Source organism: Bartonella sp. B12(2025) (assembly GCF_053795135.1).
This window is the reverse complement of sequence record NZ_CP200031.1, coordinates 757,242-772,716: the sequence shown is the minus strand read 5'-3', so window position 1 is coordinate 772,716 and position 15,475 is coordinate 757,242. Positions and strand designations below refer to the sequence as shown.

The following is a 15,475-nucleotide window of genomic DNA, read 5'->3' as shown; positions in this document are numbered from 1 at the left end:
GTATTCATGGAAAAACAGAAAAAAGTTGCTTATTAATTAAATCTAACTTTCATAAACGTATGCTTTATTTAAACTTCTATAAATGTGTAGAGAAAACTCTAAACCAATATTTGCACATCTTAAACTATTCGTATCCTTTCAAAAGGAGGTTGGCAAGCGGAATAATGGAAGTTGTGTTGTTTATTGCTGAATAGAGGTAAAGTCAATTCTTATGGTTGGAGCAGTGTTTGATTCTGTAAATATGCTAACAAGATAGAACTTGCTCTGATGAAATAAGCTGTGTAGGCATATCGGCAAAGATGTGTATTTTAATGAACGAAGGTTTAGCTGAAAATCTACATGAACATTTTATATATGAATTAGTTTTTTAGCTCGTATACGAGAAATGAAGCTGTAAAGAAGTTAACCAAAGGAAGTAGGGGAAGTCGTTCATCTTCTTAGAATGGCATATACTATTTTATGATTAATCATACTATTTAAAGTATGATTAATCCTTAGAATATCAATGCCAATCATCCATTCTCATCTACCCAATCTTAATGGATAACGCTTCACTCATAACCAGCGCGTTATATGATAAGAAGCGATCAATACAACTGGAAAGAAAAAAGTGGAAGAATATTCTTTTCCACTTCTATTGTTGTCTATTGGATGCGACCACTTGCATGAGCAAGCATAGTGTATACTTTTCCAGTATCTGATGTCAGATATTTCCGAACTGAATTATTCGAATCAGAATTGCGGGATACATCACGTAAAAGTTTTTCAAAATCTGTAATATATTGATTAACGAAATGTTTAAAGTTAACATCGCTCATATATTTTTTCTTAACAATTTCAAATATCGCTTTCCCATTCAAAGTATAAAGGCGTTCTGTCGTGATATTTTTTTGTCCATGTTTGTAATGGTTCCATAAATCAACAACAGCATTGTGGTTAATGGCCCGCACTATACCAGCTGCTAATGAATTAAGAGACTCATTCGCAGGGTGAGAATTTGTTTGTACTGATGTAAAAGCAATATTATCAGACTTTTCATCACATAAAGTGTCTTCACGAGAAGCTCTTTCTAGGAGACTTGATACCCATTTATTTTGTCTTTTTTTGCTTTGATCTTGTTGCAAAATAGGCTTGGGTGGTACTATCTTCTTGACGACTTCAGAGGAAATAGGATCATTCCTCTTAGTTGATGATGTGGAAATTGTTGATATTGGCTGTTCGTTTGCATTCTTTTGATTACTTTTTTGTATAACGCTTACCAAATCCTTTAATGCTGTAATTTGTTCATTCAGAGCAGTGCGAATTGTTTGTGTTGTTTCTTTTGTCTTTTCTGGCAGCTTTTGGACATTTTCATTAATATCATTGTTAATCTTTGAAAGTTCTAAACGGACTTCATCAGCTGAGCGACGTATATTTTCTGCTGCTCCTGAAAAACGGGTTGAAGCTTCACTAATAAGTTGATTAAGTGATTGTTGGAGTGAATGTGTAGAGTTCCGTGCATTTGTGTCAGTGCGTTCAAGGGCTAAGCTGAAAATATTTTCATAACGTTCAATCAGTTGATTGATTTCATTAGACTTTGAAACAAGAGCACTGCTTAATGCAGAGAGTGTATTGCGTTTTTCTTCAAGTGTTGCACTGAGTGAATTTTCAGACTGTTCGAGAACACGAATAGTTTCAGAAAGCGTTTTAGCATGTTCACCAAAACTACTTGTTATATGACTAATTTGCTCAAATGCATTTTGTGAGAGTCCTTGCAGAACTTCCACATTGTTATTGAGTGCTTGGTTTGAGGCTGATAAACGCTCTGCTACTTGGTTAGTATTGTGGAAAAAATTATTTGCAGTTTCGCTAAACTGACCATCAATATTTTGAACTGCTGATAATAAAACATTATTATTTTCGTGGAAGTTATAAATTGATTGATTTAATTGCTTAAGGATGGATGAGACATTCTTGACAAGATCTTCTTTCATAACAGTTACTGCTTGAATAGTCTCAGAGTTGGCTTGTGCCAAGCTATTTACTAAAGATTCATTGTGTGCACAAATTCTTTGTTCAGCATCTTGTGTTGAAAGGGACAGTTGTTCACCAATATGTTGTGTTAAATAACCAATTGACTCCGTTGTATTTTGCGCAGCTTGATTCAAATGGCTTGTCAGCTCTGTGATTTTCCCAACATGTTCTGAAATTTGAGTAGCTGTTTGATTGTTTGCTTCTTCTAAGCGGCTGCTTACATCAGAAAGTTGGTGTCCTAAATTATTTTTAAGATTCTGCATGGAGTGATGAAGAACATCGCAGCGCTCGTTAAGGACTTGTTCAATTGCTGTTGTTGAAGTGTGAATTGTTTCATTTAACAACGCTTGTGCATTATGACTGGCTGTTGTGAAGGCTTTGATAGTATGAGCCGTTTTTTCAGATAGAACAGACAAAACTTGTTCACTGGTATTATAAACTGTTTTTTTAACGTTTGATACAATGCGATTTCCAGATTCCGAGAGAATATTTTCTGCTTTTACAGTGACATCTGTAACAGATGAAAGTATCTGTTCACCCGTAGAAGAAAGGATATCAGAGGCTTTTATAATCTTATTATGTAAGTTGTCTGTGACTGTATTAACAGAGTCCTCTAATGTAATGCGCATATTATCAACGCTTGTTTCCAGTGCTTTTTGAATTACCTGGCTTTGTTCATTATTAAGCATGATAGATGTTTTTAATGTGTCAGAACGTTCTTCAAAAGTAGATGTTTGCATCTCGATAGTTTCACATACTTGGGCAAGCTTTTCGGACAGCGTTTCCTCTAGCGTGGTTGCGCGTTCAAAAATATTGTGTGCACGAACCTCCAGATTTGTATCGAACGTTTCCATGCGTGTTTCAAGGGTTTCAAAAAATGTACCACTAGATTGAGAGAGAGTATTCTTTAGAGTTTCGACATGGCTTTCGAGATTTTTTATATGAGCTTGGACAGTTTCAGTAATGTTCTTGTTGTTGGCAACAATTGCACTCTCAACTAAGTCTACCTGTTGCTTTAACGCAACATCAACGTGTATATCACTTTTGGCGATGAGATTATGGATTGTCTCCATCCGTTGCTCGAGTGTACGTGTTTGATCTGCAAGAACTTCGTTAAGAGAAAAACTATTAATAGCTAAAGAGTCACGTAGAGCATCGGCACGTATATCAATATTTCTAGCTTGTGCTTCTAAAGCATCTTTCGTTGTATCACAGCTTTGTATAATGACTTCCTGTAATTTATCTGTGTACTGAATTATATTTGCAACATGATTTTCAGAAAGATTATCAACAACTTGAGCATTATCAATAAAAATCTTTTCAATTTTACTCTTTTCGTTATCGAGCATGTCTGCCATTAGAGCTCTTTGATCAGAAAGTTGTAATTTGAAGTCTTGTGAACGTTCTTGTATTATATCAACAATTGCATTATCAACATGTTGAATTTCCTCTCTCAGTCTTTCTTTGCTTTTGTCGATTGCAGAAAGAATGATCTCATGCCCGTTTGCAAACGCCTCGGTAATATTAGCTGTCCTTTCTTGGAGATTTTCATCGATTTGCGAGACATGGGTCTCCAAAAAGCTGCCAAGCTTTTTAGCATTATCTTCTAGGGTTTGGCTGCGAGTTATGAAAGATTCAATTATGGAGTTGCCATGTTCTTGAAGAGAAAGATCAACAGTTGCTAAACGATTTTCAAAAGCTTCGATTGCTTCTGAAGTTACGTTATCGAACTTAGAAGAGAGCTTGTACGCTTGCTCGTTAAGCTGCATAACTTTTTCATCAAAACTCTGTAGAGATTGATTACTACGGTCAATAATTGTTTTATCCAGTGTTTTAAATTTTTCATCAACACTGTGCAGAGTTTGGTCTGTTGTTTCTTGTATATGCGTTGCAATTTTAGCAATATACGTCTCAGCTTTAGCAGCTGTTTGATTAAAGGTTTTTTCTATTCGTTTTTCATTGTTATCAAAACGTTCTGAAAAGTCATCAAAGTTTTTTCCCAATTCGTGGAAAAACTCTGTATTTTTTTGCTGAATTTGTGTTGTGGTTTCATTAAATTTTTCAACGAGCTGATTTGTTACGCCATCACCTGCATAAGAAAGTTTTTCAACAAGATCTTCTCCCTGTTTTTGTAAAGTCTGGGAAAGAGTTTGCGCAAGCTTTTCAACATTGCTTACAATTTTGGAGGTAACTGAGCCAAATTCATCACTCAGTTGTTCCTGTGTCCCTTTAATTGTTGATTGTACGCGGTCAGCATGATTCAAAATGGCTATGCGTTCATTGCTCAATTCTTTGATTAATGTATGAATACGCGATTCATTCTCAGCATAGGCTTGTTCTAGATTATGAACTTCTCCCTGTATGATTGCTTCAAGTTCAACAGCACGTCCAAGGGTGCGTTCAATTCCCTCATTCATGGCCGCTACTTCTTCGCGAATGGTCTGTCCTATGGCGATAGCTTGCTTTTCAGATATATGTTGTGGTTCACTGAGGCGCTGTGCAGCATTTGTCATAAGAAGAGCAATGTTATGCAATTCGTTTGAACGTTTTGTTAATTGAGCAAATCCCCAAGATATAAGGATAGGAACTGCTGTTCCGGCCGCTACAGCTAGTCCTGTTGGGGATGTAAAAAAGGTAGTGATGCTCGATAAGGAGCTGAGTCCAGCAGGAGCTAACTTATGAGCAATAAAAGCGCCTCCTGCTGCCCATAAAGCACTGAGCGCTGTCGTGCACAAATAGATTCGAAAGGTAGAGCGTTGCTTTAATAATTCAAAATTTAAAGGTGCTGTTGTATCATCATTGGCAGGAAGGGGTTGTGCGGATAACAATGTATTATGAACAGTTCCACCTGACGGTTTAGATGCGGGTTTCGGAGAAAAAAGCTGTTCAACAACAGATTCATCAATAGCAGCGTTATCACAAATCTCTGAGACAAGAGGTGAAGTATTCTTTTCAGCAAAAACTTCTTCTTCTGCCATTGCAATCTTTTGAATCAAATCATTTACATTAACGACATTTTCAGAATTGTTGGATGATATCGTTTCAATTTCCGCATCGTTAAAATCAAAGTTTATAGCTTTTGTGAGAGCTTCTTCAGCTTCAACTTCAAATGTTTGTAATTTGGTTCTGCGTGCCATACTCGCCTCGTACTCTTACAGATGGAAAAGGGATACGTCCTCCTCCAGATATTCCAATATATTAGCCGTTAATTATTTAGAAAGGAATATGTTCAGGGCAAAATTTTGAAAACTTATCAAGATAAAGTTAACGCGGTTCCTTTATTGTATTCAGAAAAAGTATAAAATACAATAAAAACAATGCAGTATTTTAGTATAAAAAAATAAAAAATACTGTTTAAAACTCTCACTTATAGATAGAATTATGGGTCTGTTGTATTTAAGTAGAGGCAATTTGATGGCAATTATGCACAGTATTTAAAAAAATCCACGGCGTGCGGATGTCTTAATGTATATGCAGCCTATCATTTCTTTTATCGATGATAAATTAATGAGTCATGTTGCTGTTATGCTAATTTCTACTGATTCTAAATGAGAGAAATTAATTATTGCAGTTCTTTAAAAAATATGTGGCATGAAATATGGTATGTACCACGTCTTAGGATGCAAAATAAAGGATCATCTTCTAATTGTAATTCATAAAAAATAAACGTGGAAAGTTTTCGTTTTTGATGACAGATTTTCACAGGTGATGATGTTTAAGACTTTAAAGAGTATTTTTTTTTGATATTAAGTCGTCTTTTGCTAATTTTTGAAGCTTCTACGTTGACAATTGGATATTTTTCAGTCGATATGCGTGCACAAATATTTTATGCAATTCGAGAGGAAGGTGTAAGAATAATGGCAGAACGATCACAACACCTGCAAGATGTATTTTTAAATACGGTGCGCAAACAAAAAATCTCTCTTACAATTTTTCTTGTAAATGGCGTTAAACTAACGGGTATTGTAACCTCGTTTGATAATTTTTGTGTCCTTTTGCGTCGTGATGGACATGCACAATTGGTCTATAAGCATGCTATTTCTACAATTATGCCCGGACAACCTGTTCAGATGTTTGAAGGTGAAAGTTCTGAATAAAAAAGTTACTTTACTCTAGGCCTCTTATCCCATTTTATAAAGTGCTTAGATTGCCATGATAAATAAAAATGAGAGATTTGGGGAATGTTCTTCACAGGTTGCAAAACAGGTGCGCGCTATTGTTTTGGTGCCAGTTTTCCAAGAAAATAAAAATGAAACTGTTTCAAGCGGATGTTCAGCATCTTCTCGAGTTAAAGAGGCATTGGGGCTAGCACAGGCTATAAGGTTGAAAGTTGTTCATTATGAAACAGTTAATATTGTTACATTGCGTCCTGCAACTTTGTTTGGAAAGGGTAAAGTAGGTGCGCTTGCCCATTATATAGCTGAATATTATATCGAACTTGCGATTGTAGATTATTTCTTAACACCAGTACAACAGCGTAATTTAGAAAAATTATGGAATTGCAAAGTTATCGATAGAACAGCTTTGATTCTTGAAATTTTTGGGGATCGGGCGCGAACAAAAGAAGGGGTTTTGCAAGTTGAATTGGCGCATTTATCTTATCAAAAAAGTAGGCTTGTGCGTAGCTGGACGCACTTGGAAAGGCAACGTGGTGGGCGTGGTTTTTTAGGTGGACCTGGTGAAACTCAGATTGAAGAGGACAAGCGTCTTTTACAAAAGAAAATTGTTCGTATCCGCCGCGAATTGGAAACAGTTATTAAAACACGTGCTCTTCATAGAGCTAAAAGAAAAAAAACATTCCATCCAGTTGTTGCTTTAGTGGGATATACCAATACGGGAAAGTCAACTCTTTTTAATCGTTTAAGTGGTGCAGATGTGTTGGCAAAGGATGTGTTGTTTGCAACGCTTGATCCAACTTTGCGCAAAGTTATTCTCCCCCATGGGCAAACTATTCTTTTATCTGATACTGTAGGTTTTATCTCTAACTTACCAACGCATTTGATTGCAGCTTTTAGAGCAACCCTTGAAGAAGTAGTTGAAGCTGATCTCATTCTTCATGTGAGAGATATGTCAGATTCTGATCATCGTGCTCACGCCAAAAATGTTTTAGACGTGCTTTCAAGTCTTGGTATTGATATTGATAATATGAAGCATATCATGGAAGTTTGGAATAAAATCGATATATTGGATGAGCACGCATTAAATGTTTTGCAAGCAAGTGCAAAAACACGGTTAAATCCTGCGGTAATGCTATCGGCGCTCATGGGAGATGGACTAGATCAATTGTTAATAGCAATTGAAAAACGAATTTTTGGAGAAATGCAAAACGTTGAATGTCTTTTAAGACCTCATGAAATGTCGCTTATTGATTGGTTTTATGAAAACTCTGGTGAAATAATGCAGGAAGGACATGATGATGGTTCTGTTACCATTAGAGCAGTGCTTACCTCTGAAGCAAAAAAACGACTAGATCACATCAAACAAAATATGAATTAAAGTTTTTTGAGGTACTTTTGTACATTTTTTTAATTTTTATGTTTTTCTTATCTCAAAATAATATGACTTCAAGTTAAGAGGATAGTTACTACTTTCTCTTAATAAAAAAATGTGAAGTATTTTATTGGTTGAAATAAAGATGAGTCTTAAGTGTAATAAAAGACTGTTTATAGGCACAATACCGCGAAATGTTTTGGTCGTTTTGCTGTTAGCGATGCTATGTGTATTTTCGATTTGGTTGTATTATTTTGCTCAGCCACGACTATATCGGGCAACACTAACATTTTCGTTATCTGATTCTGTGGGAAAGCCATTACCAACTAATAAACAAAATAATGCTCTCGCGTTCTTATTTTCACAGCTCATTACTTTAAATGATTCAAGCTTGCAGGATTTTTCTCAGAAGAAAGATTTTCGTGAAAATATTCGTTTATCTCGCAATGCTGATCTTATTGATCTTACTTTTGAAGCTGAAACTGTTGAAGCTGCTCAACATGGGTTGGAAACTTGGTTTTCCGCATTTTCGCAAGCAATCATAAAACAGAGAAAAAAGTTATTGTTAACGGAGCAGCAGGTTGGTCAACAATATGATAAGACTGCGCTACTCAATATAGTGCAGAGATTTCGCTCATCTGTTGATTCTTTTATTTACCACAATGTAAAACAAACAGAGCTCAATGATCTATCTGTGCAATTAACTGAAGCAACTTTAAAGCGTATTCATTTAATGAGTTTGAATTCAACTATTAATATGATGCGTAAAAATGGGCAGTCTTTACTGTTTTTGTCGTTTATTGCAAAAAATTCAATGGTCGCTGCGCTGGAATCTAGACGTGATCTTTTGGAGACACAAAGAGCGCATATGGTTACACAATTAGGTTGGACACATCCTCAAATTAAAGCAATGACTGCAGAATTAGAGGCGATTTCTCATCAGTTAGAAAATAAAGTTTTACAGATCGTTCATCAGGTTCATTCAGATGAGGTTATTGCAACGGAATTTGAAAAACTTCTCCGAAGAAAGATTACCTTTTTTGTAAAAGATCAATCCCAATCTTTGAATCAAATGTTTGATGAGTTTGAAAATAAAATAAGAGCAGTCGTAGATGCACAAAACAAAGAGATGAGCAAAGATTCTGCTATCTTGCAAAATATAAAAATTCACGTGGTTGTACCAACAACGTTAGCACCAGTTTCTTTTATGGCTCTTTATGGAAAAAATATTATTATCAGTGTATTTGCGAGCTTAGCCACTCTTTTTGGAGGAGTGCTGTTATTTTATAAATTCTTTGGAATAAAAAAAGACCACTTGGAAGAAGATGTTTTAAAAAATGAGGAGAGTGGTTTAGTACCTAAGGGAAGAAAAAGTCTTGAGTCTTTTATTACAATAGAGGGATTATCCGATTTTTTGAAATGTCGTACTGTAACAGTTGTTTCAATAATTGGGCCAGAGGCTGCACGAACGGCAGCAAAGTTATCTCTTCATCTCATAAAAGAGCAAAAAACAATTCTATTGGTGGATATTTCTGGTCAACAAATAGAGAAAGTAATAGGCCCTCATCGGGGGCTGAGCGATATTTTAACAGGGAATGCTCAGTTGCAGGATGTTATTTATCGTGATTATGATACGGGAGTTGATATTCTTCCTCAGGGCTTAACAAGCGCTGTTTATGCACAAAATTTTTTAAACAATATTCCTAATGTATTACAAGAACTTAAAAAAGAATATGATTTTATCATTTTGGAAATGGCGAGCAAACCCAAATACGGATTTGAGCAATTTGGAGAGTTAACAGACTATTACATTTGTAGTATTTCTCTTAACGAACAGGATTGGATGATGCAAATGGTGAGCAAGTTTCCGAAAAGTGTTTATCGTGTGATTGTATAATAAATGCCGTAGAATGTTAATCACATGTTATAGTATACGCTTGTTTTGTGCTAAGATTGTAGTAACATGTTAAAATTAGGTTTGATGTTTAAATTTTGAAATGAGCTGTGTTTGGGGAAAGAGGTGGGGAAACAGAGATGGCAGTAAAGAAATTGAATGACAGCATTTTGACACCATTGCAGAAGAAAAATCGAAAACAAATTCAAGTGTGGCTTTATTCTATTCTATTGCTTTGTTTAGCAATTGTTTTAGTGGGAGGAGCTACTCGCTTGACGGGGTCAGGGTTATCGATAACCGAATGGAAGCCAATTCATGGCGTAATTCCACCGATTGGTATAAGCCAATGGCAAGAAGAGTTTTTTAAATACCAACAGATAGCACAATATAAGCTGCTTAATCGCGATATGACGTTAAGTGCATTTAAGGTAATTTTTTGGTGGGAATGGGCTCATCGTATTCTTGGGCGTATTGTTGGTCTTGTGGCTTTATTCGGCTTAATTTGGTTTTGGGCGACCAAACGTATTGAAAAAAATATTTTGCTCCAACTTACCATTGTACCAATTCTTATCGCATTTCAAGGGGTTATTGGTTGGTGGATGGTGGCTTCAGGTATTGGTCAAAGTAATCTGACGAGCGTAAGCCAATACCGTTTAGCATTTCATCTTATAACAGCATGTTTTGTTATTATTTTTGTTACTTATTTATCTCGAGGACTTACAGAATATTCAGAAAAACCAGCAAATCAAAGGGTTCAATATTTTGCGGGTTGGCTTGTTATTCTCATTTTGCTTGAGATTTATTTTGGTGCTTTAGTTGCAGGGATCCATGCTGGGAAAGTCTATAATACATGGCCACTTATGGATGGTCAGATCATACCTGATGGATTGTTGCAGCATAATCCTGTTTGGCTCAATTTATTTGAAAATCCTTTGACGGTTCAATTTGTCCATCGTTTTTTTGCTTATTTTCTGTTTGTTGCAGCGGTTATTCATGCTTTATATGTGCAAAAGAATATTCCACACTCAACCCATTCTCATCGCGCGTTTTTTATATGTATTATTATAATTATTCAAGCGCTTCTGGGTGTTTTTACATTATTACATGAGGTTCCCATAAGTTTGGGACTCCTTCACCAAAGTGTTGCGTTAGTAATACTGTGTTTTTCGGTTGCGCACTGGCGAGCAACAAAGGGAGCGTATCCGTGCTGTTGAATAAAAGTTTGCACTCAGAAAAGTTTAACTCCCTGAAAGCATTAAGTCGAGATTTTGAACAGCAGTTGCGGATGCACCTTTCCCTAAATTATCTAATATGGCACATAGATTGAAAATTCCTTCGCGCTCATTTCCAAACACGAACAATTTCATTTCATCTTTATGTGCTAAGCATTCTGGATTGAGTTTAGTGAGAGTTTCAGTCTCTTCTTGTGATGCAACTGATATGATGTTTTGTCCATTGTAATGGTTCTTAAGAATTTCACGCAGATCAGAGCAGTTAGCTGACTTTGTAAATAAACGGCGATGTAGTGGAATACTTACAATCATTCCTTGGGAAAAACGGCCAACACTTGGCACAAAAATGGGTGTTTGGTTGATTTGTCCATGGACTTTAATTTCTGGCACATGTTTATGTTCAAGGTTAAGACCATACATAAAATAATTTTCTAAAACGCCATTTTGTTGAGATTGATTTTCCATTTGTGCAATCAATCGTTTTCCACCACCAGTATAGCCGGATATTGCATTAATTGATATTGGGTAATAAGCATCTAGCAGACCTACTTCACGAAGTGGTCGAATCAAGCTAATTGCACCGGTAGGGTAACATCCGGGGTTGGATACGTAGCGTGCCGCTTGGATACGTTTTTTTTGTCCTGTAGTCATTTCAGGAAAACCGTAGATCCAGTCCGGTGCAATACGGTGGGCTGTTGAGCTATCAATAATTCTAATTTTTTTATTATTTTTAAGCCCATTGACTGTTTCGCGTGCAGCATCATCTGGAAGACACAAAATAACAATGTCAGTTTGATTAAGACATTCTTGTCGTATATCAATATTATGCCGATCTGTATGAGAAAGAGAGAGTAATTTAAAATCTGAACGCTTTGCTAGTCGTTTTTGTATCTGTAATCCGGTTGTTCCATGTTCACCATCAATAAAAACTTTCGTTGCCATCCTATTTGCCTTGAATTATTTTTTTCGCTTCCATGTTCAGCTTATCACATTATAAATTATTGCTAACTTAAATGATAGTCATTAAATTATTGAATTTTTTGAGATTATAGATGTTTTTGTAAGAAGCGAGACAAGTAAGAGCGGGAAGGGAGAAGTATAATACCTATTTTTCACCATTTCCTGGGGAAAGAGTTTTTTTGTTTATATGGCAAAGAATAACATAAATATTCGCTATATTTTTGAATAAAATTGATTTTAAATGTTTTGTTTGCAGGGGGGTGCTGTGTTATCGTCCATTAGTTTATTTTTTTATGTTAGGAACGTGTTTTATGACTCAGCAAGCAAATGACGCACAAAAGCGCTTTTTTAGTGATAATTTACAAACCGTTGATGTTGCAATCTTTGATGCAATTAGAGGTGAATTTGAGCGTCAACAACATGAAATTGAGCTGATTGCGTCAGAGAATATTGTTTCAAGAGCGGTTCTTGAAGCACAAGGGTCGATTTTAACTAATAAATATGCAGAAGGTTATCCAAGAAAGCGCTACTACGGAGGATGTCAATTTGTTGATGTCGTTGAAGATTTAGCAATTGAAAGAGCAAAACAGCTTTTTGGTGCAGCTTTTGCAAATGTCCAGCCTAACTCTGGTAGTCAAATGAATCAAGCTGTATTTTTAGCTTTACTCCAGCCTGGTGATACATTTATGGGACTGGATTTAAACTCTGGTGGCCATCTTACGCACGGTTCGTCTGTCAATATGTCAGGAAAATGGTTTGATGTGGTTTCTTATGGTGTACGTCAAGAGGATCAGATTCTTGATATGGAGGAAGTTGAACGGCTTGCAAAGGAACGTAATCCCAAACTTATTATAGCGGGTGGATCAGCTTATCCTCGTCTATGGGATTGGAAACGGTTCCGTGAAATTGCAGATGAGGTCGGTGCTTATTTACTCGTTGATATGTCTCATATTGCTGGTTTAGTTGCTGGTGGTGTTCATCCTTCACCTGTTCCACATGCACATATTGTAACGACTACAACGCATAAATCGCTGCGAGGTCCTCGTGGTGGTTTAATATTGACAAATGATGAAACTTTAGCAAAAAAAATCAATTCAGCGGTTTTCCCTGGTCTTCAAGGTGGTCCTTTAATGCATGTGATTGCGGCTAAAGCTGTTGCATTTGAGGAAGCTTTGCGTCCTTCTTTCAAAGATTATAGCGCCAATGTTGTTTCTAATGCAAAAACTTTGGCAAAGACATTACAGAGCAATGGTTTTGATCTTGTTTCTGGAGGTACAGACAATCATTTATTGCTGGTGGATTTGCGTTCTAAAAATGTGACAGGAAAACGAGCTGAATTGGCTTTGGGACGGGCGTGTATTACCTGTAATAAAAATGGTATTCCTTTTGATCCTGAATCACCATCTATAACATCAGGAATTCGTTTGGGGTCACCTGCTGCGACGACGCGTGGTTTTGCGGAAAAAGAGTTCATTCAAGTTGGTGATCTGATTTCGGAAGTTCTTGATAGTCTTCGGATAGCAAAAAACGATGAGGACAATAGTGCCGTTGAAATGGCTGTTAAGAAAAAGGTGGAAGATATAACAAATAAATTTCCTCTTTACTCTTATATAAGCAACTGTTAGGAGGTGCTAAAAAGATGCGTTGTCCTTACTGTCAATGCGAGGATACACAGGTTAAAGACTCGCGTCCTGCGGAAGAGGGAGCGGTCATTCGTCGTCGGCGTGTGTGTTCCGTTTGCGGTGGTCGTTTTACGACTTTTGAACGTGTTCAGCTGCGTGAGCTCTTGGTCTCTAAAAAAAGTGGCCGATGTGAACCATTTGATCGTGATAAATTAATGCGATCAGTTGATGTAGCTATACGTAAACGCAATATTGATCCTGACTATATTGAGCGAGCGATTTCCGGCATTGTGCGTCAGCTCGAGAGTTTGGGAGAACCAGAGATTGCTTCGGAAAAAATTGGACAGCTTGTGATGGAAGCATTGAAAAGTATTGATGATATTGCCTATATTCGTTTTGCTTCCGTCTATCGAGACTTTCGTAATGCAAGTGATTTTCACGATGTGATAGACGAGCTGTCAAAGGGTATAACAAATACAGAACCTTGTTTTGATGAATAAAAAAGCGCAAGATGAGCGGTTTATGGCTGCTGCTATCCGTTTGGCAGAGCGTCATGTCGGTCTTACTGGGGAAAATCCTTCGGTCGGCACATTAATCGTGCGAAATGATGATAATGTAGGAACGTTTATTGTTGGCTATGGTGTAACGGCTATCCACGGGAGGCCTCATGCTGAAGTGCAAGCTCTGCACATGGCTGGTACTTTAGCCAACGGTGCCACTGCTTATGTGACTTTAGAGCCTTGTTCGCATTATGGCAAAACTTCACCGTGTGTGAATGCACTCATTGATTCAGGTATTTCACGGGTTGTTATTGCCCTGACTGATTTAGACAAGCGGGTTAACGGTCGTGGTATTGCTCGTTTGCGTGCGGCTGGTATTGAAGTAGTTGAAGGTGTTCTGGCTGGGGAAGCTTTTGAAGCGTTGTGTGCACATTGGTGTATAAAAAAGTTGCAACGGTGTGCAGTCACTTTAAAAATGGCAATTTCTGCTGATAATGCTGTGGGAAAAAAGGGGCAGGGTGGAATAAAAATTAGTGGAATAATTTCTCACACTCATACCCATATTTTACGTGCTCAAAATGATGCTATTCTTGTTGGTATTGGTACTATATTAGCGGATGATCCACAATTAAATTGCCGTCTGCAAGGGATGGAGATGCGCTCGCCTATACGTGTTATTTTGGATGCAGATTTGTGCATTCCACTTGATGCAAAAGTTGTTCAAACAGCAACAAAAATTCCTACATGGATTATTTGTGATGTGAATCTTTCAAAGAAAAGCAAAAAAATATTTCTGGAAGAGTGTGGTGTGTCTGTATATTCGGTAGAAATGGAAAATGGTTGCATGCAGCCCCTTGCTGTTTTACAGCTGCTTCATCAACGTGGAATCAATAGCATTTTACTTGAGGGAGGCGTAAAAACAGGGGAAGAGTTTTTGAATGCTGGTTGTGTAGATCATTTGATATGCTTTTATGCACCCGTTATTTTAGGTGGGAACCGTATTGAAGCCCCTCGTTTTGGAAATTACCTTTCGCAATTTCATGAAGTTGAGACAAGAATGTTTGGAAATGACCGTTTTTATAAATGGAGACGCAGGACATTATGTTTACAGGGATTATAACGGATATCGGTTGTGTTGAAGATGTTAAACCTTTAAAGCAGGGGGTGCATTTAAATATTTCTACACGCTATGCAATGGAGAGTTTAGAAATTGGTGCATCAATTGCATGTTCAGGAATTTGTCTGACAGTAGTTGAGCGAGGGTTAAAACAAGCAAATACCAATTGGTTTGCTGTGGAAGCGTGGGAAGAAGCATTGCATTTGACTAATCTTGCACAATGGATAAAAGGGACTTTTGTTAATTTAGAACGCTCACTACGATTGGGTGATGAAGTGGGTGGACATTTGGTTTCTGGTCATATTGATGGTTTGGCTGAGATTATTGATCAGAAAAATGAAGGGGATGCAGTTCGTTTTTATCTAAAAGTCCCAACGCAATTTACGCCCTTTATTGTAAATAAGGGTTCTGTAGCACTTAATGGGACATCTTTGACTGTTAATTGTGTTGAGGATTGTATTTTTGATGTTCTTATTATTCGTCATACACTTGAAGTGACGACTTGGGGGCAAGCTAAAATTGGAGATCGAGTCAATTTAGAAATCGATCAATTTGCGCGTTATGCTGCAAAATTTTCTGGCTTTAAAATGAAAGATAAATAGATTGAAAGTTTATATAGTTTTAGAGTTTTGTGCTCTATAATCCTA

10 protein-coding genes are annotated in these 15,475 nt (G+C 36.9%); 8 read left to right on the top strand and 2 right to left on the bottom strand.

Features of this window, described 5'->3' with window-relative positions; translation table 11 throughout:
• Window positions 1-644 precede the first annotated feature (644 nt).
• Entirely contained in the window at window positions 645-5,150 is a 4,506-nt protein-coding gene (locus V3564_RS03450; protein ID WP_455481416.1) for a hypothetical protein, read from the bottom strand.
• 720 nt (window positions 5,151-5,870) lie between these two features.
• On the opposite strand from V3564_RS03450, the gene hfq reads away from it, so the two are divergent.
• The 4 genes from hfq (at window position 5,871) to V3564_RS03430 (ending at window position 10,611) form a co-directional block, all read left to right on the top strand.
• The gene (hfq, locus tag V3564_RS03445) at window positions 5,871-6,110 is read left to right on the top strand and encodes an RNA chaperone Hfq (RefSeq protein WP_011179303.1); all 240 of its coding nucleotides are present in this window, start codon (window positions 5,871-5,873) and stop codon (window positions 6,108-6,110) included.
• 55 nt (window positions 6,111-6,165) lie between these two features.
• Entirely contained in the window at window positions 6,166-7,509 is a 1,344-nt protein-coding gene (gene hflX, locus V3564_RS03440) for a GTPase HflX (RefSeq protein WP_455481415.1), read from the top strand.
• A gap of 139 nt (window positions 7,510-7,648) precedes the next feature.
• Window positions 7,649-9,400 carry a hypothetical protein gene (locus tag V3564_RS03435; RefSeq protein WP_455481414.1) on the top strand — a complete coding sequence of 584 codons (1,752 nt, stop codon included), beginning with the start codon at window positions 7,649-7,651 and terminating at the stop codon, window positions 9,398-9,400.
• 137 nt (window positions 9,401-9,537) lie between these two features.
• A complete protein-coding gene (locus V3564_RS03430; RefSeq protein ID WP_455481413.1) occupies window positions 9,538-10,611 on the top strand; it encodes a COX15/CtaA family protein in 1,074 nt (357 codons plus the stop codon).
• Between the two features lie 24 nt (window positions 10,612-10,635).
• Here V3564_RS03430 and argC read toward each other — a convergent pair whose 3' ends face one another.
• Window positions 10,636-11,571, bottom strand: coding sequence for an N-acetyl-gamma-glutamyl-phosphate reductase (gene argC, locus V3564_RS03425; RefSeq protein ID WP_455481412.1), 936 nt, complete (start codon window positions 11,569-11,571; stop codon window positions 10,636-10,638).
• A 329-nt stretch (window positions 11,572-11,900) separates the two neighbouring features.
• Between argC and glyA the strand changes: the two genes are divergently transcribed.
• The 4 genes from glyA to V3564_RS03405 are packed head-to-tail and all read left to right on the top strand — an operon-like array spanning window position 11,901 to window position 15,430.
• A complete protein-coding gene (gene glyA, locus V3564_RS03420) occupies window positions 11,901-13,214 on the top strand; it encodes a serine hydroxymethyltransferase (RefSeq protein WP_455481411.1) in 1,314 nt (437 codons plus the stop codon).
• Between the two features lie 14 nt (window positions 13,215-13,228).
• Window positions 13,229-13,711 carry a transcriptional regulator NrdR gene (gene nrdR, locus V3564_RS03415; protein WP_455481410.1) on the top strand — a complete coding sequence of 161 codons (483 nt, stop codon included), beginning with the start codon at window positions 13,229-13,231 and terminating at the stop codon, window positions 13,709-13,711.
• Window positions 13,704-14,831, top strand: coding sequence for a bifunctional diaminohydroxyphosphoribosylaminopyrimidine deaminase/5-amino-6-(5-phosphoribosylamino)uracil reductase RibD (gene ribD, locus V3564_RS03410; protein ID WP_455481409.1), 1,128 nt, complete (start codon window positions 13,704-13,706; stop codon window positions 14,829-14,831). The genes nrdR and ribD overlap by 8 nt, the downstream gene beginning before the upstream one ends.
• Window positions 14,813-15,430: a riboflavin synthase gene (locus V3564_RS03405; RefSeq protein ID WP_455481408.1), complete on the top strand. Its 618-nt coding sequence runs from the start codon at window positions 14,813-14,815 to the stop codon at window positions 15,428-15,430. The genes ribD and V3564_RS03405 overlap by 19 nt, the downstream gene beginning before the upstream one ends.
• Window positions 15,431-15,475: the final 45 nt, after the last annotated feature.

Excerpts from the sequence above, each read along its gene's own strand:
- argC (WP_455481412.1), bottom strand. The coding sequence starts at position 11,571 with ATGGCAACGAAAGTTTTTATTGATGGTGAACATGGAACAACCGGATTA.
- ribD (WP_455481409.1), top strand. The coding sequence starts at position 13,704 with ATGAATAAAAAAGCGCAAGATGAGCGGTTTATGGCTGCTGCTATCCGT.
- nrdR (WP_455481410.1), top strand. The coding sequence starts at position 13,229 with ATGCGTTGTCCTTACTGTCAATGCGAGGATACACAGGTTAAAGACTCG.
- glyA (WP_455481411.1), top strand. The coding sequence starts at position 11,901 with ATGACTCAGCAAGCAAATGACGCACAAAAGCGCTTTTTTAGTGATAAT.
- V3564_RS03435 (WP_455481414.1), top strand. The coding sequence starts at position 7,649 with ATGAGTCTTAAGTGTAATAAAAGACTGTTTATAGGCACAATACCGCGA.
- V3564_RS03450 (WP_455481416.1), bottom strand. The coding sequence starts at position 5,150 with ATGGCACGCAGAACCAAATTACAAACATTTGAAGTTGAAGCTGAAGAA.
- V3564_RS03430 (WP_455481413.1), top strand. The coding sequence starts at position 9,538 with ATGGCAGTAAAGAAATTGAATGACAGCATTTTGACACCATTGCAGAAG.
- hflX (WP_455481415.1), top strand. The coding sequence starts at position 6,166 with ATGATAAATAAAAATGAGAGATTTGGGGAATGTTCTTCACAGGTTGCA.
- V3564_RS03405 (WP_455481408.1), top strand. The coding sequence starts at position 14,813 with ATGTTTACAGGGATTATAACGGATATCGGTTGTGTTGAAGATGTTAAA.
- hfq (WP_011179303.1), top strand. The coding sequence starts at position 5,871 with ATGGCAGAACGATCACAACACCTGCAAGATGTATTTTTAAATACGGTG.